Origin of the sequence: Desulfosarcina sp. (assembly GCF_033791525.1) — a bacterium.
GTDB lineage: Bacteria > Desulfobacterota > Desulfobacteria > Desulfobacterales > Desulfosarcinaceae > Desulfosarcina.
Map to the genome: position 1 here is coordinate 1 of NZ_JASJGN010000462.1, position 23426 is coordinate 23426.

Genomic DNA, 23426 nt, shown 5'->3' on the forward strand with positions numbered 1-23426 from the left:
AGCCATCTGAAAAATGGCAGCCTGCGTTTCATCATGAGTCTTCGGGCAACCGGTGAAGGCCATATTTCGTCAATTGTCTTTCGCAGCGGTGTTCTCGATCGATACAACAAGTTCCTTTTCGACCCGATCAGTGATTATGTAGAAACGCCGGATCTCCAATTGGACGCTGTATACAAGCGCAATCCGTTCCAGCTCAAGCTAAACGAGATGGGAGCAGGCGATGAGATAAGCCTACATATTCTTAACCAGCTGCCGGAAGATTTTACGTATAATCAGTTAATAGAAAAAATTAGAAACCTTCGCGAAAAACCGCAATTTCCGGAAGCGAACCAAAACAGAACCTTCCATGTCATGAGCTGGCTTGCAAATTCCAATTATGAGGTCAGTTTCCACCCCGATCACAGCGTATCCGAACGGGTGATATTTCCCGTTTCCAAAAACGAAAGCAGAGGCATTGAAGATGCCCGCTTCGTTCAATTTTTCGATAACCAGCAGGAAGGCACCTATTATGCAACCTATACCGCCTATAACGGCCATACGATCTTACCGCAACTGATCGAAACCAAGGATTTTATCAACTTTAACATTGTCACCCTCAACGGCAAAGCCATCAAAAACAAGGGTATGGCGCTTTTCCCGCGAAAAATTGGCGGCCGCTATGCCATGCTCTCGCGCCAGGATGGTGAAAACAATCATATCATGTTTTCGGACAATCTCCATTTCTGGCAAACGTCCCAAATCATCCAGGAACCTGAATATCCCTGGGAATTCATCCAGATCGGCAACTGCGGGTCTCCCCTGGAAACCAATGAAGGCTGGATCGTACTCACCCATGGTGTCGGGCCCATGCGTAAATATTGCATCGGCGCCATGCTGCTTGATCTTGAAAAGCCTTCAAAAGTTATCGCCCGCCTGGACGAGCCACTGCTTTCCCCGCATGAGAAAGAGCGCGAGGGATATGTTCCCAATGTAGTTTACTCCTGCGGTGCGATAATTCACAATGATAAGTTGGTCATCCCTTACGCCATGTCAGATATCAATTCCGGAATAGCAACTGTTGACGTCAAAGAGTTGCTTGGCTCTATGCGTTCGGTCGCTTAGCGATTTAAAGATTGATGAAACTGTCAAGATTGATGAAATCGTAAAAAGTCGCCTTTCCGACGGATTCGTAAAAAGCCCGAGATCAAGGCTTGCGAATCCTGAGGAATGAGGCGTACTTACGGTACGCCGCAGTGACGAAGGATGAAGCGTAACGCAGATATCGGACTTTTTACGAATCCGTCAAATCTAAAACAAGATCAAAAGGTCTGGAATTTTAGTGTAGGCATTGTTGTTTGGCTTTTGGCTATTGTTATTTGTTTGTTAATTGTTTTTTGATTTTTGTAATTTATTTGCTATTTATATTTAAGTTTCTAACATAGAAAACAGTAATTTAGATATTAAGGGGTTACACTGATATTCCACCGGGACAGTTCCCGCAGGGTGTCGTAATCGGTCATGTCGCATTTGATGGGCGTGATGGAAATATACCGGTCACCCAGGGCGGCCCCGTCAATATCCGACTGGTCGTAGGCCTCCTGGCCGTCGCACCCTTGCCAGTAGTAGATCCGGTCACGCGGATCCCGTCGTTTTTCAAAGTGCTGGGCAAAAGTCCCGGTTCCCTGACGGCTCCAGCGGACACCGCGAATCTCGGTCATCGGCAGATCGGGAAAATTGACATTGAGAAAAGTTCCCCGGGGCAGCCCCCTCTCCTTTACCTGCATTGACAGCGATTCGGCAAACCGGGCAGCGGCATCGACATGCCGGTCACCGGGGGCAATGATGGATACGGCCATGGCGGGAATGCCGGCCATGGCGGCCTCTTTGGCAGCGGCCACGGTTCCGGAATAGTTGAGATTGATGCCCACATTGGCGCCCGGGTTGATACCGGAGACTACCAACTCGGGGGGGGAATCCAGCAGCTCGGTCAATCCCAGTTTCACACAGTCCGCCGGGGTTCCGTTGACGGCAAAACCGCTCAGGCTGCCGTTGACACGGGCATTTTCGAAACGGAGGGGCTGGTGCAGGGTAATCCCGTGGCCCACAGCGCTGCGTTCGCGATCCGGCGCCACTACGGTCACCTGGTGCCGGGTCGAAAAAACCCGGTGCAACGCCCACAAACCCGGTGCGTGGATACCATCGTCATTGGTCAGCAGTACGCGCATGAACACTCATTTTTCATCTGAAAGATCGCCTCACAACCCGGCTTTGCCCGGTCGATAGCCGACGTGTAAAACTGTTGTTGCAATTTCAAACAAGATAGCTTTATATTGAATTTTTCATTTATGTGCAAGTGGTTATCCTGCATCCACCCTCGCAGGATCCATGCTGAAACCACCTTTTTCCCCCATAACGCCTATGCTTTTATTCAACTGATGCGATCGTTCATATTCAGACCACCATCTCCCGTCATAGGCCATCCGGTAGTGATCCTGACCTTCCTCTTTTTGACGTTTGGGTTCCTGACGCCCTGGGTGCCGCGTGCCCATGCCCAGTCGATCACCGACCGGCTCAGCGGCAGCCCGAAGGTCCCCTGGCAGATCAGTGCAGATACAGTGGACTACGATGCCGCGTCCACCACCTATCATGCCAGGGGTAATGTGATCATCGAAAAGCAAGCCACACGCCTGGTGGCTGACTCCGTCTCCTTCAACCAGAAAGCCATGACGGCAGTGGCCGACGGCCACGTGGTGATGACCGTTGGTGACGATATTCTTACTGGAGGACGCGTGGAACTGAATCTGGATCAAGAGACCGGTGTGGTTCACGATGGCACGGTTTTCCTGAAGGAGAATCACTTCTACATCCACGGCGAACGCATCGAAAAAACCGGCAAGGATACCTACCGGGCGGAAAAAGGATCCATTACCAGCTGCGACGGCGACCAGCCGGACTGGGTCATCACCGGTCGAAAACTCAAGGTCACCATCGATGGCTATGGCACCGCCACCCATGCCGTACTAAGGGCCCGGGATGTACCGGTCCTGTACACACCCTATCTCCTGTTTCCGGCCAAGACCAAGCGCCAGACCGGCCTGCTGCTTCCGGAAGCGGGCGTTTCGACCCGCTGGGGATTTAACTGGGACCAACCCCTTTTCTGGGCCATCAGCGACAACACGGATGCCACCTTATATACCCAATACATGCAGAAACGCGGCACCAAGATCGGCCTGGAATACCGCTACGCACTGACAGACAGGTCCTTCGGCGCCATCAAGGCTGACGGCCTGCAGGACCGACAAGTCGACGACGGCACCCCCGAAGAGACCCAACAATGGGGCTACCCCGGCGATGCCTACGACCGACCCAATACGGATCGCTATTGGCTGCGGGCCAAAGTGGATCAGGAACTGCCCTGGGGGGCCAAGGCGCAACTGGACCTGGACATCGTCAGCGATCAGGACTACCTCACCGAGTGGAAGGACGGATACAGCGGATTTAATGAAACCCGGGATTATTTCCTGGAGGCCTTCGGACGTGACCTGGACCCCTACGATGAAAACACGCGCACCAATCGCCTAAACGTCAACCGGAACTGGTCGCGTTATAGCCTGAACGGCAGCCTGCTGTGGAATGACAACGTGATCAAACGGCGCTGGGAAGAGACCGACGATACCCTTCAGCAACTCCCGGTGATCGAATTCGACAGTGTCAAACAGCAGGCTTTCGGGACCGGCGTCTACTGGGACCTGGATTCCGAATATACCTATTATTATCGAGAGGACGGTGATCAGGGCCACCGTACGGACCTTTATCCCAGGGCCTATCTGCCGCTCAAGTGGAAAAATTACCTGTCGGTGGAACCGTCGGTGGGCTGGCGCCAGACCGCCTGGGTAATGGACCGCCAGGAGGACGACAGCCTGGATCGTTCCACCTATCGGCAGATCTACGATGCACGGCTGGACCTATCTACGGAGTTTTCACGAATCATGGGATCTCCCGTGGGGTCGATTGACCGCATCCGCCACAGAATCAAACCCCGCGTCGTCTATGAATACATCCCGGATCAGGACCAGTCGGACCTACCCTTTTTTACCGATCTGGACCGCATCGGTGAGAAAAACCTGGTGACCTATTCCCTCACCAACACCTTTACCTCAAGAACGGCCACGGCTGTCCGGCCCACCCCAGCGACCGGCGTGGGTTCCATCTTTGCAAAAAAAAACCGGCTGACGGACCGTGTGCAGGCAAGTCCTTCGGGTCTGGTACCTTTTGACTATCATCGCTTTTGCCGCTTTTATGTGGAGCAAAGCTATGACATTACCGCAGCCAGGAATGATCGGCCCGAACCCTTCTCAGACATTTTTGGCGAGCTGGAATTTAATTTCGGGCGTTATTTATATGTCGATTCAAACTCCAGCTACAACACTTATGACAACAATTTTTCATCCCACAGCATCGGCGCCGCCATCGCCGATCGTCGGGGGGACCGACTGTTGATGACGCACAGTTATAAAAAAGACGACTATGAATCCATAAGCGGCGCCTTGTCGGTCAAGCTGACCAGCCGCCTCACCGTCAGAGGAGAATACGAACGCAATCTGCAGACCCAAAGGGACATCAGCAAGGGGATCGGTTTTCTCTACAAGGCCCAATGCTGGGCTGTCGATTTTTTCTATGGCAGAGAAGGTGAAGACAATCAATTCTTATTTTCAATCGATCTGATGGGCATCGGCGGATTCGGAGAGTAAGAGATGCGAATGCCATTTGCCTTTTGGCATTAGGGATGATAAACGAACCCCCTTCTGATAGCCTTGTCGGATGAACTGGCGGGACGCTGCCAACCAGTTGAATCATTTTAATAACCAACGGAACCACGCCCAATGGCTGGAGATAAACTGACGCGTGCCTGGTACGCGCTGCATACAAAAAGCCGTTTCGAGAATGTGGTCAATGACGGACTGGCTAAAAAGACGCTGGATGTCTTTCTGCCGAAGATTACCGTAAAAAGCCGACGGCGGGATCGGCACAAGATGATCCGCGTGCCCCTTTTCCCGGGTTATCTCTTTGTCAGGACCGATCTGAACCCCTATGAACACATCGAAATATTAAAGACCACGGGGGCGGTGCAGCTCCTCGGCAGCACCCGGGGGCCGGCACGGATCGCCGATGCAACCATCGATTCACTCAAGATCATGGTCTCCACGGAAGGAGAAGTGATCACCGGAACCCGGTTTAAGAAAGGGGATCGGGTGATGGTGGTCAACGGGCCCTTTTCCGGCGTAACAGGTATTTTTTCAAGCTACCGCGGTGACGGCCGGGTCATCGTCAACATCGAGGCCCTGGGCCAGTTCGCCGCTGTGAACGTGGATGCCGCCGATGTGGAGAAACTGCCGGAAATATTATCATAACTACTTGACTTTCTATTAAGTTCTATTTTATAGAGTCACTTTCAATCCCGTATACACTACCGATCGTTGAAGGAGGGTACATGAACAAACTGGAACTCATCTCCGCTTTGAAGACCAAGGCCGACATATCCAAATCCGAAGCGGCAAAAGTGGTCCAGATCTTTTTTGACAGCATGGCCGACGCCATGGCCGATGGAGAGCGTGTTGAAATTCGTGGACTGTGCAGCTTCTTCGTGAAAGAGTACAAAAGCTATACGGGAAGAAACCCCAAAACCGGCGAAAAGGTCACCATCAAACCCAAGAAGCTTCCTTTTTTCAAGGCCGGAAAAGAGCTCAAGGAACGGGTAGATCAATAGACGGCATGCTAAGGGCCGAACGCCTCGTCAACGAGTCCGGGCCGAACCAGGTGCCGGTCCGATCCAACCGCCCGAGATTCATTGAAAATGACGACGGCAACCGTATTTAGCGCCATCGTTGGCCAACCGCACGCCACCCGGTTGCTCAAGACGTTTCTGCGCAACGGGACACTGCCTCATGCGCTGCTTTTTACCGGTGATGAGGGTGTGGGGAAAAAAATAACGGCCACGGCATTTGCCATGGCCTGCAACTGCCTGAAGTTAAAATCGGCGATTCGCCACCACCGCCCCCATCTGGATGCCGTCGATGCCTGCGGGGATTGTGGCCCCTGCAGGAAGATTGCCGGGAACCACCATCCAGATATCATCCACGTCGCCCCCCTATCGTCGGTTATCAGAATCGCCCAGATCAGGGCACTGCTTCAGGCCCTGAGGTTGAAGCCCAATGAGGCGGACCGACGGGTGGTCATCCTGTCCGATGCGCAGACCATGAATCCGGAAGCGGGCAATGCGCTGCTGAAAGTTCTGGAAGAACCCCCGGACCGAACCCTGCTGGTGCTGACGGCACGCCAGACATCCGACCTTTTGCCCACGATCGTCTCACGATGCCAGCACATCCGGTTTTCCCCCCTTCGCGCGGCAGACATAAAACAGCTGCTCGCTGCAGCCGGCGGGATTGAACCGGAATCGATGGAGACGGTTGCCGCCCTATGCGGCGGCAGTTACACCCGTGCGCTAAAATGGGTCGACAGCGGATGGCTCAACCACCGGGACTGGATTATTCAGGCCCTGGGAAGCCAAATGGCCGATAACGGGACGACGGGAATTCGGGCATGGCTGGCATGGTCTGAGATGTTGGCCAAGAAAAAGGATCTTATTGAAGAATCGCTGGAAATCATTACAATGTGGTTGCGGGACATGCTGGTCTTCAGGACCGACCCGCAATGGGTATTGAATCAGGATCGGCTGGAAGCGCTTTCAACGGCTGCAAGACAGGTCAGCCAGACGCAGTTGCTCCAACAGATCGATGCGGTAGATCGCGCGTTGACAGCACTGCGATCCAATACGAACGCAAGATTGACAATGGACGCCATGGCCCTGCAGATGGCAGGTGCCTGCCTCAAATAAAAGAGACGCCATGAAAAAAAAAGTGGGAATCCGGTTCAAAGCCGGTGGTAAGATTTATGATTTCAGCTGCGGGGCCTTTGTCCTCAACGTGGGCGACCAGGTGATCGTGGAATCGGAAAAAGGGCTGGGTTTGGGAACAGTGGAGACACCGCCCGAGTTGATAGACGAGGCGGGTAAACCCGGCAAGCCGCTGAAAAATGTATTTCGCAAAGCCAATGAAAAGGACTTGAGCCAGGTCGAACAAAATATGGCCCTGGAGCGCGAAGCACACGCTTTCTGCATGAAAAGTATCAAGAAACTTGGGCTGAAGATGAACCTGTTTTCAGTAGAGAGCACGTTCGACGCCAGCCGACTCACCTTCTTCTTCACGGCCGATGCGCGGGTGGACTTCAGGCAACTGGTCAAAATCCTGGTCAATCGATTCAAGGTCCGCATCGAGATGCGGCAGGTGGGCATTCGTAACCAGGCCAAGATGTGCGGAGGCCTTGGACGCTGTGGGCGAGCCTTTTGCTGCTCATCTTTCATGGAAAAGTTCGAACCGGTATCCATCCGCATGGCCAAACAGCAGGGGCTCTCCCTGAACCCCACCAAAATTTCTGGTCAGTGCGGCAGACTCATGTGTTGCCTGACCTTTGAAAATGAGACTTACCGACAACTCAAGCAAGGCTTCCCCAAAATTGGGAAGGTCGTGACCACCAAGAACGGTCCGGGAAAAGTAACCCGCCACAACGTTATCTGCAACCGCCTGACGGTTCGGCTGGTAGAAGGCGGTGATGTAGAAATCAGCCTTGATGACATTGTCAACGACAGGAGATAAATCCATGGCCTCGCCGTTTTATATCACTACGCCCATATACTATGTGAATGCACGACCTCACCTGGGCCATGCCTACACCACCATTGCAGCGGATGTGGTCAGGCGGTTTCACGCCATGTCCACTGACCAGACCTATTTTCTCACCGGTACGGACGAACATGGTGACAAAATCGTGCGCGCCGCCAAAAAAGAAAAGCGGACCCCGCGGGAGTACGTGGACCAGATCAGCGGCCTGTTCAGGAAATTGTGGCCGGAGCTCAACATTTCCAACGATTACTTTATCCGCACCACGGACCCGGCCCATATGGCCGTAGTAGAGAGCATCCTTCAGCGCATCTACGATGCCGGTGACATCTATTTCAGCGAATACGAGGGACTTTACTGCTTTGGATGCGAACGGTTCTACACCGAACGGGAGCTCGTCGACGGCTGTTGCCCGGACCACCAGACTCCACCGGAAACCATCAAGGAATCCAATTATTTTTTCAGGATGAGCCGATATCAGCAATGGTTGATCGACCACATCAATCAACATCCCGACTTTATTCGTCCCGAACGCTACCGCAACGAAGTGCTGGCATTTTTACGCGAACCACTGGAGGACTTGTGCATCTCGCGGCCAAAATCGCGCATCAAGTGGGGCATCAACCTGCCGTTTGACGCCGACTACGTTACCTACGTGTGGTTCGACGCCCTGCTCAACTATGTGTCGGCTTTAGGCTACCCGGATGGCGAATTATACAAAACCTATTGGCCAGTGGCCCAGCACATCGTGGCCAAGGACATCCTCAAGCCCCACGGTATCTATTGGCCAATCATGCTCAAAGCGGCCGGGATACCCGTTTACCAGCACCTGAACGTTCACGGCTACTGGAACGTCGACCAGAGCAAGATGTCCAAAAGCATCGGCAATGTGGTGGAACCCCTTGAGATGAAAGACGTCTATGGTCTGGACGCCTTCCGTTTTTTTCTCATGCGGGACATGGCTTTCGGCCTGGATTCCAACTTCAATGAAGAGGCCCTGGTCCAGCGAATCAACGCGGACCTGGCCAACGACCTGGGCAATCTCTTTTCCCGGGTGCTCTCCATGGCCCACAAGTATTTCGGCGGCGTGGTTCCCGCACCGGACCCGGATGTGGATAAGGAAATGGACCTCGGGCTGGAAAGCAATTCCCGAGCCGCCATCGATGCCTACACGACCAGCATGGGCGAGTTTGCCTTTCACAGGGGCCTGGCAGCGGTTTGGGAGTTCATCTCCCACATGAACAAGTATGTGGACGTCACCGCCCCGTGGGTGCTGGCCAAGAACAAGGCCACCCGGAAACAGCTGGAAACGGTAATCTACAATCTGCTGGAAGGGCTTCGCATCATCTCCGGTCTGATCTATCCGGTGATGCCCGATACTGCCGCCAACATGCAAAAGCACTTGGGATTTAAAGGCGATGACGATTTTTTCAAGCTGGACCGCCTCTCCACATGGACAGGGATGGAACCGGGGGTAAAGCTGAGAAAATCCATATCCCTGTTTCCGCGCATCGACCTTGATAAAAAACAACCGCAACCCCTGGAAAAGGCCGCACACCCGATCATGGACAAACCCATCAAACCGGAAATCACCATCGAGGATTTTGCCAAGATAGACCTGCGTGTGGCCACTGTCGTGTCTGCCCAGGCCGTTCCCCGGGCCAAAAAGCTGCTTCAACTGGAGGTGGATCTGGGCGATGCGCGAACCATCGTCTCCGGCATCGCCGGCAGCTACACCCCCGAGGATCTGGTGGGCAAACAGGTCATCGTTGTGGCCAACCTCAAACCAGCCAAACTCATGGGCGTGTTGTCAAAAGGCATGCTCATTGCGGCAACGGACGAAAACGGCGTCACCGTGGCGACACTGGATCATTCGGTCTCGCCCGGAACACCGCTAAGCTGATCGCCGTCGGGGGCTCTATTTTTGAAAATGACCCGTTTTTTTAAACGTGATACGCAGTCGTTACCCCAGCCCAGCTGGAAAGCCTATCAGGAAAGCCTTAGGCGTCAGTACTTCCCGACCCGACACACCCGGCTGGAACGCAGCAGGCCGTGGTGGGCGGTGGGGTTGTTGACTCTGGCGATTGCAGGGATCGGGTGGGTTTTCACCACAGGCATCAACCAGGAGACGGGTGAGGCTGTCGCCGATTCAGTCCCGCCGCACCAAACGCGAGCGGCACCGGAACTGATCGAAAAAGCAGATGTTCATATCCTATTGGGCAAAACCCGGCTGATCAATCTGGAAGCGGATCCGATAAAGGTAGACTTCGACGGCCGCCCCTACCAGGTAAGCACCAGCCTGGATCTGGGACTTCAGCAGTATCTGCTCAAACGCATGGACCGGGTCAACTCCCGCTATATCGGCATCGTGGCCATGGCGCCGGACACGGGCCAAATCCTGGCCATGGCGGGATTCAACAAGATCGATCCCGACCAGGACCCATGCCGGATGGCCGAATACCCGGCGGCCAGCCTCTTCAAGATCGTAACGGCGGCGGCGGCGGTTGAAGAAAAAGGCTATACGGCCGGTTCCCGGTTCAAATTCAACGGCTATAAACACACCCTTTACAAGCGCCAGTTGACGGACAAGACCAACCGCTATACCAATTCGATCTCCCTGCGGGATTCCTTTGCCCAGTCCGTCAATCCGGTGTTTGGAAAGATCGGAGCCCTGATCCTTAAACGGAAAACCCTGGAAGCATACGGAGATGCCTTCGCCTTCAACCGGCAGGTGGCTTTCGAGCTCCAATGGCCCACCAGCCGGCTGGCGGTAAAAGACGAATCCTACCACTGGGCGGAAATTGCCAGCGGGTTCAACCGTCAGACCACGCTATCCCCCCTCCATGCAGCGGTGATCGTATCGGCGGTGGTCAACGGCGGAAAGCCGGTGGAGCCGACCCTGGTGGAGCGGATCACCAACCATGACGGCAAACCCGTCTATCGCACCGAGCCTCATTTTTTAGCGGCAGCGGTATCCCCGAAAACGGCCGACGTGCTGAACCAGCTCATGATCGCCACCGTGACCTCAGGCACCGCGAGAAAGATATTTCGCGGTCACAAGCGCAGCAAGGTGCTGTCGCGCCTGAAGCTGGGAGGTAAAACAGGCTCCATCTACAACCGGACCCATGATGCCCGCTTCGACTGGTTCGTAGGCTTTGCCACGGAAAAAAAGGGGGCCGAAAAAATGGTGGTTGCGGTAATGGTGGCCCATGAAGATTATATCGGCACCCGGGCCGGACAGTATGCCCGCATGGCCATCGAACACTATTTCAAGGACTATTTTACCAAAAAAGAGCAGGCCAAGAAGGATTCCAACGGATAAAGCCCAAACTGGACAAACCGACCGTTGTTTTGAATTTTAGCGATTGGGATTGAGTTGTCATTTGTTTTTTGGTTATTGTGTTTTTTCCAAAAGGAGGCATGAATGCCCGGTTTTGAGATATTCGGCGACGAAGAACGCAAGCAGGTCAACGATGTGTTGGAAACAGGGGTCCTGTTCCGCTATGGCTTCGATGGGGCCCGCAAGGGCCACTGGAAAGCCAAAACCTTCGAAACGGAACTGGCCCGACGAGTCGGCGTTAAACACGCCCATTTGTGCGCCAGCGGCACGGCGGCCCTGTCCACAGCCATGGCCGCCTGCGGCGTTGGCGCCGGTGACGAGGTGATCGTTCCCCCCTTCACCTTCGTAGCCACCATCGAGTCGGTGCTCATGGCCGGAGCGATACCGGTGTTTGCCGATATCGACGAGACGCTGTGTCTCTCGCCGGAGGGACTGGAGGCGGCCCTGACCCCGGCCACCAGAGCCGTCGTTCCCGTTCACATGTGCGGGGCCATGGCCCGCATCGACGAAATCAAGAAGATCTGCGATCAAAAGGGCCTGACGCTCCTGGAAGACGCCTGCCAGAGCCTGGGAGCCACATACAAGGGCAAAGCGTTAGGCAGCTTCGGCAGGGCCGGCTGCTTTTCTTTCGATCCGGTTAAAACCATCACCTGCGGCGAAGGCGGCGCAATGGTTACCGACGACAGGGATGTCTATGTCGCCGCCGATGCCTATGCCGACCACGGCCACGACCACATCGGCAACGACCGGGGGGCCGAAGACCACCTGATCATCGGCGCCAACTATCGGATCAGTGAACTCAACGCCGCCGTAGGGGTGGCCCAATTGAGAAAACTGGATTGGATACTGGACGTCCAGCGGCGCAACAAAGCGGCCATCAAATCGGCCATGGCAGCCATCCCCGGGATCGCGTTCCGTCAGTTGCCGGACCCCGACGGGGACTCGGCAACCTTTCTCTCTTTTTTCATGCCTGACCTGGAAACCGCCCGGCAGGCGGTCAAGGCGCTGGCCGCAGCCGGCGTGGACGGCTGTTTTCACTGGTATGACAACAAATGGCACTACATCCGGAAATGGGACCATTTCCATACCATGAAGGCCGCGTCCCGCCTGCCCGTTCAGACACTGGCCCAATGCCCGGATTTCAGCGCCATCTCCGTGCCCCGATCCGATGCCATCATGCAGCGGGCCATCTCCATGCAGATCAAGCTGGGATGGACACCGGAACAGGTGGACCAGCGCATCCAGGCAATGGTAAAGGCGTTGAAGACATTCTTGTAGGCGTTCCAAGGTTCAAGCGTTCTGGGTTCAGAGGTTAAGGAGCCCTATTTCATAAAAAGGAATGGCAAGCAACATTGACGAAAAGACCGTAACCCTGAACCTTTGAACGTTGAACCGTTGAACCCTAAACGATTCACTTTCTCCTGGCTTAAGAAAACTGAAGCCTAACCGAAAAGGATATTGACATGTTTCGTAATTTTAAAATGGTCTCCAAGGTGGTCTTTGGCCGGGGCTGCGCCTCACAGCTGGGGGATATCCTCAACGAACAGCGTCGGAGCAATAAATCGGTGATGATCTTTTTGGTTGACGACGTCTTTGAATCCGGCACATTGAAGGATCGGCTTCCCGTAAAAACCGACGATCTGATCGTCTGGGTCAATGTGGACGATGAACCCAAAACCAGCTATGTGGACCAGCTCACCACGCAGGTCAAAAAGCATATGGTCGGCAAACAGGACCACCACCCCTCAGGGGTGATCGGTATCGGCGGTGGCAGCGCCATGGATCTGGCCAAAGCCGTCTCCCTCATGCTCACCAACGCCGGCTCGTCTGCTGACTACCAGGGATGGGACCTGATTAAAAAGCCGGCCGTGTACCACGCCGCCGTACCGACCCTTTCCGGAACCGGTGCCGAAGTATCCCGCACCACCGTGCTCACCGGCCCCCAGAAAAAGCTGGGCATCAATTCTGATCACACCGTCTTCGACCAGATCGTCCTGGACCCGGAGATGATCGCCGACGCCCCCAACCCGCAACGGTTCTACACCGGCATGGACTGTTATATCCACTGCGTGGAATCGTTGACGGGCACCTATCTCAACAGCTTCTCCCAGGCCTATGGCGAGAAGGCCTTGGACCTTTGCCGGGAGGTCTTTCTGGCCGGTCCCGGGGATGCTGACGACCGGCTGATGATGGCCTCGTACTGTGGCGGCATGAGCATCGCCTACTCCCAGGTGGGCATCTGCCACGCCCTCTCCTACGGCCTCGGCTTCGTGCTGGGGCTGCACCACGGTATCGGCAACTGTGTGGTCTTTGACACGCTCGAGGACTATTATCCTGAAGGGGTACGGGAATTTCGGCAGATGATGGCGCGAATCGGCATCCAATTGCCGCGCAACCTGACCGCCGATGTCACCGATGCGCAGATGGAAAAAATGATTGACGTGTCACTGGTGCTGGAACCCTTGTGGGAAAATGCACTGGGCAAGGACTGGAAAACGATCATGACCCGGGATAAAATCAGGGAACTTTACTTGAACATGTAACCGCCCATCCGGCTCCCCCGGAGCTTACCATCGATAAAGGAGCCTTATGAATCGATATCTTATCGCCACCGTGGCCAGGCCTGCCGCGTGCATCGTCGCGCAGACGCTTCATCTGATTCGCAACCTGCGACGTCCGATTTCACGACTGCCGGGGATTCATTGGGGACGCGTTCCTGCGGCGGTGGCCGGACCGGCGGTGATCCTCTTCCCCTGCTCCGCCAACCGCCTGTGCTGCGGTCTGGCCGGCATCATCGCAGTCAAGGGAAGAACGGGCCGGGAATATCCGATTGACCTTGCCTCCTTGGCAGCGCTCGTCGACAGCGCCGAGGCGGATGCACGGGAAACGCAGTCCCAGCAGACGGATGCCGTACCCGTTGACTATTCGACTGGACAGGCAACGCTGGACAGCCTGCTGGCAGAAATCCGAACCCTCAAGCAGGAAGCGCCGTTTCTGACCCTGTTCAAAGATCCGGCCGCTCAGAAGACGGTCGCCGATCTGTCTGTTCGACTGTCGACGCTTCTGCAGCGTGAACAGGTACAACTGTCCCAACAGGTGGGCAGCCTGGAAACCCATGTGGTGGATCTCATCTCCACGCGTATCGAAACCCTCAAGGACATGCTTTGGTGCCTGGATGTTGAACTGACCGGCAACATCGGACGGATCCGGTCGCTGATACCCGACAGCGCCGACCCTGGGCCCGACAGCCGCATCACCGTTTTGCGACAGATCAACGCCGTACTCAACAGCATCGACCGGCTTGAAGTCCGGGGACGGGATTCGGCGGGAATTTCTATTTTGTTCATCATGCCGGCTGAGGCCTATGAAACCATTTCGGCCGAATTGGATCAAAAGGGCCTCACCACGGATTTCCAGCGCCGCATGGATCGTGACGTGCTGAGAAACAACAGCATCAGCCTGAATCGATCGGCCACCGACGACGGGCAGCCGATCGTGGCCCTGACAGCCGTCTATAAAATTGCCGCCGAAATCGGCAGCCTGGGGGACAATGTTCGCTTCCTGCGCCTGCAGATTCAACAGGATGAGATCCTACAGCTGATCACCGCCGCACCCCACAGCTTTCACACGGTATCGTCCCATACACGCTGGGCGTCGGTGGGTGCGATTACCGAACCCAACTGCCACCCGGTAGACAACACCGTGACCGGCGCCACCTTGAAGGACCGTCCCATCATCCACGCCTGCCTCAACGGGGACATCGACAACTACCTGGAACTCAAAGCGGCCATGGAAGCGTCCGGGCGTACGATTCCCGAGCCGATCACCACCGACACCAAGATCATTCCGCTGCAGATTGAGCATTACCTGCGGTCCGGCGTCGACGTGGCCGAGGCATTCCGTCTGGCGGTGGGTGATTTCCAGGGGTCCCACGCCATCTCCATGCACACCGACCTGGCCCCGGGGAAATTCTTCCTGGCCCAAAAGGGCAGCGGCCAGGCCGTTTTTGTCGGCCTGGCCGAAGACCACTATATGCCGGCGTCCGAGGTCTATGGCTTCATCGAGGAGACATCCCACTTCCTGAAGATGAACGGAGAACGGGTGGTGGACGGCAAGAAGGGCAAAACCCAGGGCCAGATCTTCATTCTGGATCAGCGCTCCCCCGGAGGACTGGCCGGCATCACGGCCATGTACTACGACGGCACCCCAATCACGCTCACGGAGGACGATGTCAAGCACACGGAAATCACCTCGCGGGATATCGATCGGCAGGGCTTTCCCCACTACTTTTTGAAAGAGATCTCCGAAGCGCCTCAATCGGTGGAACGCACCCTGCTCAATCGATGGAAGATTGCCGACGACGGCGAGGGCCGCCATTACGTCATCCATCTCGACCAGCGGAGCTTCCCCCCTCCGCTGGCGACAGCTTTGGAAGAAGATCGGATCCGGCGGGTCTTTTTCGTGGGACAGGGCACCGCGGGTGTAGCCGCCCAGGCCTGCGCCGACATCCTGAAATCCTATCTGGCCGATCCCGCCATCCAGCTGCGCGCCCTCAAGGCCTCGGAACTCAGCGGATTCGAATTGAACGAAGGGGACGGCGACACCAGCATGGCCGACACCCTGGTGGTGGCCATCAGCCAGTCGGGAACCACCACCGACACCAACCGCACCGTGGACATGGTCAAGGCCCGTGGCGCCCACACCCTGGCCATCGTGAACCGTCGGGATTCGGACATCACCTTCAAGGCCGACGGGGTTTTGTATACCTCCAGCGGCCGGGATATCGAAATGAGCGTGGCCTCAACCAAGGCCTTTTACTCACAGATCGTCGCCGGGGCCCTACTGGGCCTGAAAATAGCCAGCGTCAAGGGACGCCGATCCACTGAGTTTCTCTCAGACCAGATAGCCGAGTTGCTGCGGATCCCCGATCACATGCGCACCGTCCTGGCCATGGGAGAGCAAATCCAGGCGTCGGCCCGTCGACTGGCGGCCACCAAGACTTACTGGGCCGCGGTGGGCAGCGGTCCCAACAAGTCCTCGGCGGACGAGATCCGCATCAAGCTCAGCGAACTGTGCTACAAGACCATCTCCTCAGACTTTGTGGAGGACAAGAAGCACATCGACCTCTCCTCCGAGCCGTTGATCATCGTCTGTGCCGCCGGGTCAAAGGGAACGGTCATCGGGGATATCATCAAGGACACCGCCATTTTCAAGGCCCACAAGGCCGCCCCGGTGGTTATCGCCGACGAGGGTGAGGAGCGTTTCGGGCCCTATGCCGAAGATGTCTTTCACGTGCCCCAGGTGAGCCCCCAGTTTGCACCCATTCTTAACACCCTGGTGGGTCACATCTGGGGCTACCATGCCGCCCTGGCGATCCACGAGGGCTCCCGGTTCCTCCACGATATGCGTGAATCCATCTACCACACTCTTGACGATCTGGCCGAGCAGGGCCTGGACATCTATGAGGTGGTCCTTGAAAAAACCTTTCGTGAGAAAATCGCCGGGTTTTACCAGGAATTTCGCAACAGGCGCAAGGCCAAGCAATTTCCAACGGCCATCACCCATGCATCGGATTTGACGCTGCTGTTCAAATATCTGTCTGGCCGGCTGCCGCTGTCCGATTTCGAGATGGATTTCGGGCTCAAGGGCACAGCTAAAAATATTTTCGACACCCTGTTCCGAGTGCTGGGAGAGTCCATCAACCTCATGTCCCGCCCGGTAGACGCCATCAAGCATCAAGCCAAGACGGTCACCGTGGGCACCAGCCGCATCAGCGAGCGGGTCGAGGGTGTCCTCTTCGACACCCTGGCCGACCACGAGTTGGAGGTCTCGCAGGTCGTCAACCGCAATGTCATCGTCATGAAAAACATCCAGGGCGTGATCGACCACGTCAAGGGCAGCATCCTTTACTGCATCGATGGTCTGGGTCTGCTGGGCGACCCCACGGATCAGACCACCATTGCCATCCTGAAAAAGACGGGCATTCTGGCCCAGCTGCCCTCCCGGGTGGAGAAAGACGCTGAGCTTAAAGGCACCAAACGCATCATTGTGGGCGAGGGTAACATCTATATCGGCAAGGGGAGAAAAGACGGGCGCAGCATCCTGGTGATTCCGGCCACCTCCAACGATCCCACGGACAGCAGCCGCATCCGCTACCTGCTGCTGTTGAACATCGGGTTTAAAGAATCGATACCGCTGGAGAAGAAAATCAAGGCGCTGGGCGGGAAATACGATCACATCAAGAACCTCGTCCAGGAAAACAGCGTCCCCTGGGCCGACGGCTGCCTGGACGAGGTGGCCGTGGACGACCTGTTCGGCCAATCAGCGGAAAAGCTGGCCGAAGCCATGGTAGCCCGAACGCAGAGGACGGCGGGATGAGAATAGAAATTGGAGAATGGATTACTTTCCCAGCAGTCGCGCCAACTCTCCAACCGATCGTGGTTTATGGAATTTAGGTAGGCACCGCAAGATCTCTTCAACGGTGGTGATACCCAGGGCGGCTTTATGGAAACCGTCTTCGAACAATGTAACCAATCCCGTCGTTTCCTTGCAGATTCGACGGATCTGATGGCTGGTCTTGCCCTCGATTAGCCCATCTCTGACCGAATCGTTGAGTACCAGCACCTCGAATGCTGCCACTCGCCTGCGGTAACCCGTGTACCGGCAGTGGCTGCATCCCTGCCCCTTAGAGAAGGCGGCCCCCGCCATCTGGTCAAATTCGCATCCAATGCGCCGCAGATCCATGGGGGTGAGTTCGTAAGGGCGCGCGCAGTGGACGCAAACCCGTCGCAGCAGCCGTTGCGCCACCACACAAGACACCGTAGAAGAGGTCAGAAAGCCATCGATGCCCATGTTAGACAGCCGCAACAATCCACTGATGCTGTCTTCGGCATGGAAAGTGGTGAGCACCTTGTGGCCGGTCAGCGCCGCCTGGACGGCTGCTCCCGCCGAGAAGGAGTCCCTAACTTCGCCGATGACGATAACGTCAGGGTCCTGCCGCGCCATATGCTTGATGGAGTCCGCGAAGGAGAGGTTGATCTTCGTATTGATGGCGCATTGACCGATGCCGTCGATAACATAGTCCACCTGATCTTCAGCCGTGATGATGCTGGTTTCCATTGTATTTAGGTGCTTGATGCAGCTGTATTGGGTCGTTGTCCTTCCGGATCCGGTAGGGCCGGTGAACAGGATGACGCCACCAGGGCGATCAAGTACACCCTCCCGAAAGCGGTGCATCACCCGTTTGGACATGCCGATTTCGTCAAGGCTAAAGAGCTCCGTCTGCCTCTTCAGAAGCCGCATGACGATCTTCTCGCCCCTTACGGTAGCGTAAAAGGAGACCCGGATGTCCATTTGATGGCCGCCATGATCGAAGCGGATCCGACCGCCGTGGTGGCAACGCTTTTCGGCGATGTCGCCTCGGCACAATACGTGGAGCCGATTCGATAGCGCCTGGGCAATACTCCTGGGGTAATCCTTGTGCAGAGCCAAAACGCCGTCCATCCGGAATCTGGCGCGCAGCCGATCGACCATCGGATCGATATGAATGTCGCTGACATCCGCCGCTTCGATGGCACTCACTATCATGGTATTTACGATGTTCACCACCGATTCACCCGTTTCTGCAGCGATCTGCATGCCGACCTTCTTGTCGTTCTCGAGATGCGCGATGGCCGCATTGATGGACAGTTTAGTGGTGATGGCTGGGATGACCGGCATGCCCATGGCCTCGGTTGCTGCATCGATATCCTGCGGATCCATGGGGTCGGCAAAGGCCACGATTATCTTTTCGCCGTCAAGCCGGACCGGGAAAAAGCTGTGGGCCTGGTATTGGCTGATGGAACCGCGCTTAAACAAGTTTGGGTCGATTTTAAGAAAGTCGGGCTCGATAAAGGGGAACCCGAGCAGAAGGGAGAGCTCGGCAATCAATTTGTGCTCTTCGATTATGTTATGCGCAACCAAGACTTCGCCCAGCTTTCGCTTGGGCGTCTCCTTCTTTTGCAGTTGGAGGACCAGATCCAGGTCCCGGTTGGTGATCAGGCCTAATTCCACTAAAAAATCACCGATGTGCATGGACAGGGGATTTTCCCTTAACACTTTCCGAAGCTGGCCCTCCGTCAGGTAGTTGAGTTCCTTGATGATCTCGAGCAGGGTTTTTTTGGTTCGCAGCTTGGATTGGACGCGGCTTGCATACTGAACCTGTGTTTGGGTTAGCAGCCCGACGTCTATCAGAAGAGCAATTATTTTGCCGTAGTCCGATGTTTTCTCCTTATTTTTCGGTTTTGAATTGCTTTTTACCGCCTGCTTCACGGTGCCAATGGTCTCGGTTGTGGTGTGGGTAGACATGTTAAGCACCTATTTCATAATCAATCCGTTGTTGACAGACAGCTTCAAGAAATACCCTATAAATGATGATCTTATCAAAAAAGCCATGTGCGATACAAATCTATTGTTCACCGAAATCATTTCGAGAGCATTATCCGGAATTCTTGCTTGACCACCGCAACGAAAAATTTTACTTAATGAAATGGGTGTTTGCACATTATTCTTCTGTTTTCATAGATAGCACCCTATAATCACAAGAACCCGATACTTACAACAGTTGATGGCTGCCCCGCTGATAGGGGTCCCGCCATTGATTGCATAATTGAATGTCGTTGAGGTGCCTCATGGCTGAAAATAGAACGTTGCGCAAATTGACAGCGGTCTTAAGTGCAGATGTCAAGGGCTACAGTACGCTCATGGGTGATGATGAGGAATATACGATCAACACCATTACCGCCTATAGAAAAATTTTCGCGGGGGTGGTTGAAAAAAATCAGGGGCGCGTCGTTGATTCCCCCGGCGACAATATCCTTGCGGACTTTAGCAGTGCCCTGGATGCCGTCACCAGCGCCATTGAAATCCAGGCCGCATTGGGCACCCGAAATGGCAAGCTCCCAAAAAACAGGCAGATGTTTTTTCGTATCGGTATAAACTTAGGGGATATCATTCATAAGGACGGTCGTATTTATGGTGAAGGTGTCAACATCGCCGCACGGATTGAAAGCCTTGCCGATCCAGGTGGCATCAGCATTTCCGGAGACGTATACAATCAGGTTAAAAATAAAGTTGCCCATAATTTTGAGTATATGGGGGCGCACGCGGTTAAAAACATTGCAGAACCGGTCCGGATCTACCGCATTGACTTGAAACGTGAAGACGCGGGTAAAACCATCCAAGCGCCGGCATCCGAACCCACTTCGTTTCTTAAGATCTTCAAATCCTACCTGACTAGCAAAAAAGCCGTATTACCTGCGTTCGATACCACCGGCCTTAAGATTCAGCAGGAAGCATCCAAACCCGAGCCAGACACGGACGCTATCGAAAAAATGATTACCTGTGATCCATCACTAACCAGTCATGTTTTACGAATCGCCAACTCCGCCTACTACAAGGGGATCAACAAGGTATCTACGGTGCGAGCGGCTATCGTCCGTTTGGGTAGCCAAGAAGTTGCCAACATTGCCATTCTGGTGACCCAAAAGAGGCCGTTCCAATCCAAAGACCCTTACATTAACAAAGTGATGCAGAAGCTGTGGCGCCATTCGGTGGGATGCGCAGTTAGTGCGCAGTGGATCGCCAACCGTTCTGGATTAAAAACCCTGGCCCAGGAGGCCTTCACAGCCGGCTTGCTTCACGACATTGGCAAACTGCTCATTCTAACTGCCACCGATGAGATAAAACGCACGGGTACCATTAAGCAGATGCCTTCGGGCGATCTCCTTGAGGAAGTGATGGATAAATACCATACCATTTACGGCTACGCACTGCTTCGCTCCTGGAACCTGCCAGACCACTATTGCGGCATTGCCCGGGACCACCACAAGGCAGACCTGAAAAAGAATAACGATCTGATGATGATGGTCAGACTGGCTAACATAACAACCAACAGCATGGGCATCGGCCTAAAAGGAGCTGAACCGTGTGTCCTTGTGGTCACCCCTGAAGCAGATTATTTTGAACTCTCTGAAGTCGATATGGCCGAACTTGAAATCAAGTTGGAAAACGCAAAAGTATTTTCATAACTCTCTCATCCGATCTCAGATCTTCCCGATCACGTCGCAAAGCAACCGCACACCGAACCCCGTGCCGCCGGCCCCGCAGTAATCGGACGCCTTCTTGGCCCAGGCTGGCCCGGCAATGTCGATGTGCGCCCAGCGGGTATCGCCGACAAATTCCGAGAGAAACAGCGCCGCGGTAATGGCACCGCCCCAGCGGCCACTGCTGACGTTGTTCAAGTCGGCAAAATCGTTTTTCAGCAGTTCCTTGTAGTCTTCGGGCAAGGGCAAGTGCCAGCAGCGCTCGTGAGTCTTCTCCCCGGAAGCGACGATGGCCGCAGCCAGCTCCGGATCTTTGGAGAATACACCGGCAATTTTCTCACCCAGGGCGACGAGGCAGGCGCCGGTGAGGGTTGCCAGATCGATCAGGGTGTCCGGCTGGTAATGCTTGATGGCCCAGGCCATGGCGTCAATGAGAATCAACCGCCCTTCGGCGTCGGTGTTGCCGATTTCAATGGTCTTGCCCGCATAGGAGCGGATGATATCCCCCGGCCGGATGGCCGTCCCCGATACCATGTTTTCCACGATTGGCATGACGCCCACCACCTTGACGTCCGGTTTGAGGTGGGCCACGGCCAGCATGGTGCCGGCGACGGCTGCGGCGCCGGACATGTCCATTTTCATGGTTTCGATACTGCCTGAAGGCTTCAGGTTGATCCCACCCGAATCGAAGGTCACTCCCTTGCCAACGAGGACAACCGTTTTCTTCGCTCCCCTGGGTGAATATTCCATGGCAACGAGGCGCGGTTTGGCACTGCTGCCCTGACCCACCGCCAGTATGGCGCCGAATTGCTGCTTTTCCAGCCACCGGTCGTCCATGATGCGGGCCTTCAGCCCTGCCGTCTGGGCGGCTTTCTGGATCATTTCGGCGAAGGCTTCCGGTCGCTTGTCGTTGGATGGCGTCGTGACCCACTCCCTGGCCATTATACTGGCGCCGCAGACGGCTGCCACAGATTTGACCAGGCCGGAATAAGCCTTTTTCTGGGCGGCAGTGGCCATGAGAACCACCTTTTTGACCGGCTTTTTCTCCTTCTCCTTCTTGTACCGGTCGAAGATGTGATTGCCCAGACAGGCCCCTTCCAACAAAGCTCCGAACAGGGTTTCGGCGTTGATAGTCAATTCGGCGGCAGATGGCGTGGCAAGCGTCATGGCGGGCAGGCCGGCATTGATGCAAAACTTCACCGCGGTTCCGGCAAAAGCTCTGAAGGATTCGCCGGTTAAGGTTCCGGCTTTGCCAAGCCCGAAAAAGACAGCCCGGGTAATGCGGGTTTCAGCAGGTTGGAATAAGGTGATCACATCACCCTTTTTCCCCTTGAACTCTGCGAACGCTTTTGCAGCATCGACAAGTGACCTCACTGACTTGTCGGTGTGAAGTTCACGATCTTCACATACGGGCACCACCAGGGTGTCCACCTTCACGCGTTTTAAATTGACGGCTTTAACTTCAAGCATGCATGGCCTCTTAGCGGCCTGCCTTTCCTGGAAGACGGGGCAGGCCTGGAATTGCTCTGGTGGGGCGGTGACTCCAGCATCAGCGACACTAACGCCGAATGGTGACATTCTTCATGATGACGGGTTCTTTGGGCTTGTCCATGGGACCCGTGGTCACGGCCCCGATTTTCATCACAACGTCAAGTCCTTCGGTCACTTTGCCAAACACCGAGTGGCGGTCGTTAAGATGGGGAGTGGGGGCCAGCGTCACGAAGAACTGGCTGCCGTTGGTGCCCGGCCCGGCGTTGGCCATGGAGAGTACACCGGCGCCGTCGTGCCTGAGGCTGGGGTCAAATTCATCTTTGAATTGGTAGCCCGGTCCGCCGGTGCCGTTGCCAAAGGGGCAACCACCCTGGATCATGAATCCCTCGATGACCCGATGAAAGCCCAGGCCATCGTAATAGTTACCGCCCCTATCGGTCTCCTGCCGGCCTTCGGCCAGATTGATGAAATTCCACACGGTCTCCGGGCACTCCTTGGCGTAAAGCTCGGCCTCGAAGTTGCCCAAATTGGTCTCGAAAACAGCCGTAGCCCGATCGATTTCTTCACTGTAGCTTTCCTTCTGATTCGACATCGTTTTCTCCCTGTGCATGAAATGAAAAAACACGCCTTGGCCGGCGTGGAGCAGATTGCTTCGCAATGCGGACAATATAGGAGCGTCCACCCATGGTGTCAATGTCACTCGGAAGTCAGGAACAGAATATGATAATTGGGAATGCTGGGATTGGGGAATTGACGAATTGAAGGTGCGGCTTTCAGCCGCAGTCAATTAATAAAAAG

Annotated in this window: 16 protein-coding genes; 12 read left to right on the top strand and 4 right to left on the bottom strand. The window is 55.2% G+C overall.

The genetic code is table 11. The features are described 5' to 3' along the window. Window positions 1–1101, top strand: a 1101-nt coding sequence (locus tag QNK41_RS21650) for a glycoside hydrolase family 130 protein (protein WP_319261536.1), incomplete at its 5' end; no start/stop codon positions are given. A gap of 338 nt (window positions 1102–1439) precedes the next feature. Here QNK41_RS21650 and surE read toward each other — a convergent pair. After that, window positions 1440–2204: a 5'/3'-nucleotidase SurE gene (surE, locus tag QNK41_RS21655; RefSeq protein ID WP_319261539.1), complete on the bottom strand. Its 765-nt coding sequence runs from the start codon at window positions 2202–2204 to the stop codon at window positions 1440–1442. 261 nt (window positions 2205–2465) lie between these two features. Here surE and QNK41_RS21660 point away from each other — a divergent pair, with 261 nt between their 5' ends. The 10 genes from QNK41_RS21660 (at window position 2466) to QNK41_RS21705 (ending at window position 17433) form a co-directional block, all read left to right on the top strand. After that, window positions 2466–4730 carry an LPS-assembly protein LptD gene (locus QNK41_RS21660; protein WP_319261542.1) on the top strand — a complete coding sequence of 755 codons (2265 nt, stop codon included), beginning with the start codon at window positions 2466–2468 and terminating at the stop codon, window positions 4728–4730. Window positions 4731–4862: 132 nt separating this feature from the next. Further along, entirely contained in the window at window positions 4863–5390 is a 528-nt protein-coding gene (locus QNK41_RS21665; protein WP_319261545.1) for a UpxY family transcription antiterminator, read from the top strand. A gap of 80 nt (window positions 5391–5470) precedes the next feature. Then, window positions 5471–5746 carry an HU family DNA-binding protein gene (locus QNK41_RS21670; protein ID WP_155319777.1) on the top strand — a complete coding sequence of 92 codons (276 nt, stop codon included), beginning with the start codon at window positions 5471–5473 and terminating at the stop codon, window positions 5744–5746. Window positions 5747–5833: 87 nt separating this feature from the next. Further along, on the top strand, window positions 5834–6874 hold the full coding sequence (gene holB, locus QNK41_RS21675; protein ID WP_319261551.1) for a DNA polymerase III subunit delta': 1041 nt from the start codon (window positions 5834–5836) through the stop codon (window positions 6872–6874). A gap of 10 nt (window positions 6875–6884) precedes the next feature. Then, window positions 6885–7691 (top strand): regulatory iron-sulfur-containing complex subunit RicT, encoded by an 807-nt coding sequence (locus QNK41_RS21680; protein WP_319261554.1) that lies wholly within the window; start codon window positions 6885–6887, stop codon window positions 7689–7691. Between the two features lie 4 nt (window positions 7692–7695). Then, on the top strand, window positions 7696–9618 hold the full coding sequence (metG, locus tag QNK41_RS21685; RefSeq protein WP_319261557.1) for a methionine--tRNA ligase: 1923 nt from the start codon (window positions 7696–7698) through the stop codon (window positions 9616–9618). Between the two features lie 27 nt (window positions 9619–9645). Continuing rightward, on the top strand, window positions 9646–11037 hold the full coding sequence (locus QNK41_RS21690; RefSeq protein WP_319261560.1) for a penicillin-binding transpeptidase domain-containing protein: 1392 nt from the start codon (window positions 9646–9648) through the stop codon (window positions 11035–11037). A 102-nt stretch (window positions 11038–11139) separates the two neighbouring features. Continuing rightward, on the top strand, window positions 11140–12333 hold the full coding sequence (locus QNK41_RS21695) for a DegT/DnrJ/EryC1/StrS family aminotransferase (protein WP_319261563.1): 1194 nt from the start codon (window positions 11140–11142) through the stop codon (window positions 12331–12333). 185 nt (window positions 12334–12518) lie between these two features. Next, window positions 12519–13598 carry an iron-containing alcohol dehydrogenase family protein gene (locus QNK41_RS21700; RefSeq protein ID WP_319261566.1) on the top strand — a complete coding sequence of 360 codons (1080 nt, stop codon included), beginning with the start codon at window positions 12519–12521 and terminating at the stop codon, window positions 13596–13598. Between the two features lie 46 nt (window positions 13599–13644). Then, window positions 13645–17433, top strand: coding sequence for an SIS domain-containing protein (locus QNK41_RS21705; RefSeq protein WP_319261569.1), 3789 nt, complete (start codon window positions 13645–13647; stop codon window positions 17431–17433). A 21-nt stretch (window positions 17434–17454) separates the two neighbouring features. Here the strand turns inward: QNK41_RS21705 and QNK41_RS21710 are convergent, their stop codons facing one another. Then, a complete protein-coding gene (locus QNK41_RS21710) occupies window positions 17455–19401 on the bottom strand; it encodes a GspE/PulE family protein (RefSeq protein WP_319261571.1) in 1947 nt (648 codons plus the stop codon). A 323-nt stretch (window positions 19402–19724) separates the two neighbouring features. Between QNK41_RS21710 and QNK41_RS21715 the strand changes: the two genes are divergently transcribed. Further along, window positions 19725–21122 carry an HDOD domain-containing protein gene (locus QNK41_RS21715; RefSeq protein WP_319261574.1) on the top strand — a complete coding sequence of 466 codons (1398 nt, stop codon included), beginning with the start codon at window positions 19725–19727 and terminating at the stop codon, window positions 21120–21122. Window positions 21123–21137: 15 nt separating this feature from the next. Here QNK41_RS21715 and QNK41_RS21720 read toward each other — a convergent pair whose 3' ends face one another. Together QNK41_RS21720 and QNK41_RS21725 are read right to left on the bottom strand one after the other, a co-directional pair. Then, entirely contained in the window at window positions 21138–22607 is a 1470-nt protein-coding gene (locus QNK41_RS21720; protein WP_319261577.1) for a leucyl aminopeptidase, read from the bottom strand. An 88-nt stretch (window positions 22608–22695) separates the two neighbouring features. Continuing rightward, the gene (locus QNK41_RS21725) at window positions 22696–23220 is read right to left on the bottom strand and encodes a peptidylprolyl isomerase (protein ID WP_319261580.1); all 525 of its coding nucleotides are present in this window, start codon (window positions 23218–23220) and stop codon (window positions 22696–22698) included. Window positions 23221–23426 lie beyond the last annotated feature (206 nt).

Coding starts and splice junctions, on each gene's coding strand:
- surE (WP_319261539.1), bottom strand. CDS start 2,204: ATGCGCGTACTGCTGACCAATGACGATGGTATCCACGCACCGGGTTTG.
- QNK41_RS21665 (WP_319261545.1), top strand. CDS start 4,863: ATGGCTGGAGATAAACTGACGCGTGCCTGGTACGCGCTGCATACAAAA.
- QNK41_RS21670 (WP_155319777.1), top strand. CDS start 5,471: ATGAACAAACTGGAACTCATCTCCGCTTTGAAGACCAAGGCCGACATA.
- holB (WP_319261551.1), top strand. CDS start 5,834: ATGACGACGGCAACCGTATTTAGCGCCATCGTTGGCCAACCGCACGCC.
- QNK41_RS21680 (WP_319261554.1), top strand. CDS start 6,885: ATGAAAAAAAAAGTGGGAATCCGGTTCAAAGCCGGTGGTAAGATTTAT.
- metG (WP_319261557.1), top strand. CDS start 7,696: ATGGCCTCGCCGTTTTATATCACTACGCCCATATACTATGTGAATGCA.
- QNK41_RS21690 (WP_319261560.1), top strand. CDS start 9,646: ATGACCCGTTTTTTTAAACGTGATACGCAGTCGTTACCCCAGCCCAGC.
- QNK41_RS21695 (WP_319261563.1), top strand. CDS start 11,140: ATGCCCGGTTTTGAGATATTCGGCGACGAAGAACGCAAGCAGGTCAAC.
- QNK41_RS21700 (WP_319261566.1), top strand. CDS start 12,519: ATGTTTCGTAATTTTAAAATGGTCTCCAAGGTGGTCTTTGGCCGGGGC.
- QNK41_RS21705 (WP_319261569.1), top strand. CDS start 13,645: ATGAATCGATATCTTATCGCCACCGTGGCCAGGCCTGCCGCGTGCATC.
- QNK41_RS21710 (WP_319261571.1), bottom strand. CDS start 19,401: ATGTCTACCCACACCACAACCGAGACCATTGGCACCGTGAAGCAGGCG.
- QNK41_RS21715 (WP_319261574.1), top strand. CDS start 19,725: ATGGCTGAAAATAGAACGTTGCGCAAATTGACAGCGGTCTTAAGTGCA.
- QNK41_RS21720 (WP_319261577.1), bottom strand. CDS start 22,607: ATGCTTGAAGTTAAAGCCGTCAATTTAAAACGCGTGAAGGTGGACACC.
- QNK41_RS21725 (WP_319261580.1), bottom strand. CDS start 23,220: ATGTCGAATCAGAAGGAAAGCTACAGTGAAGAAATCGATCGGGCTACG.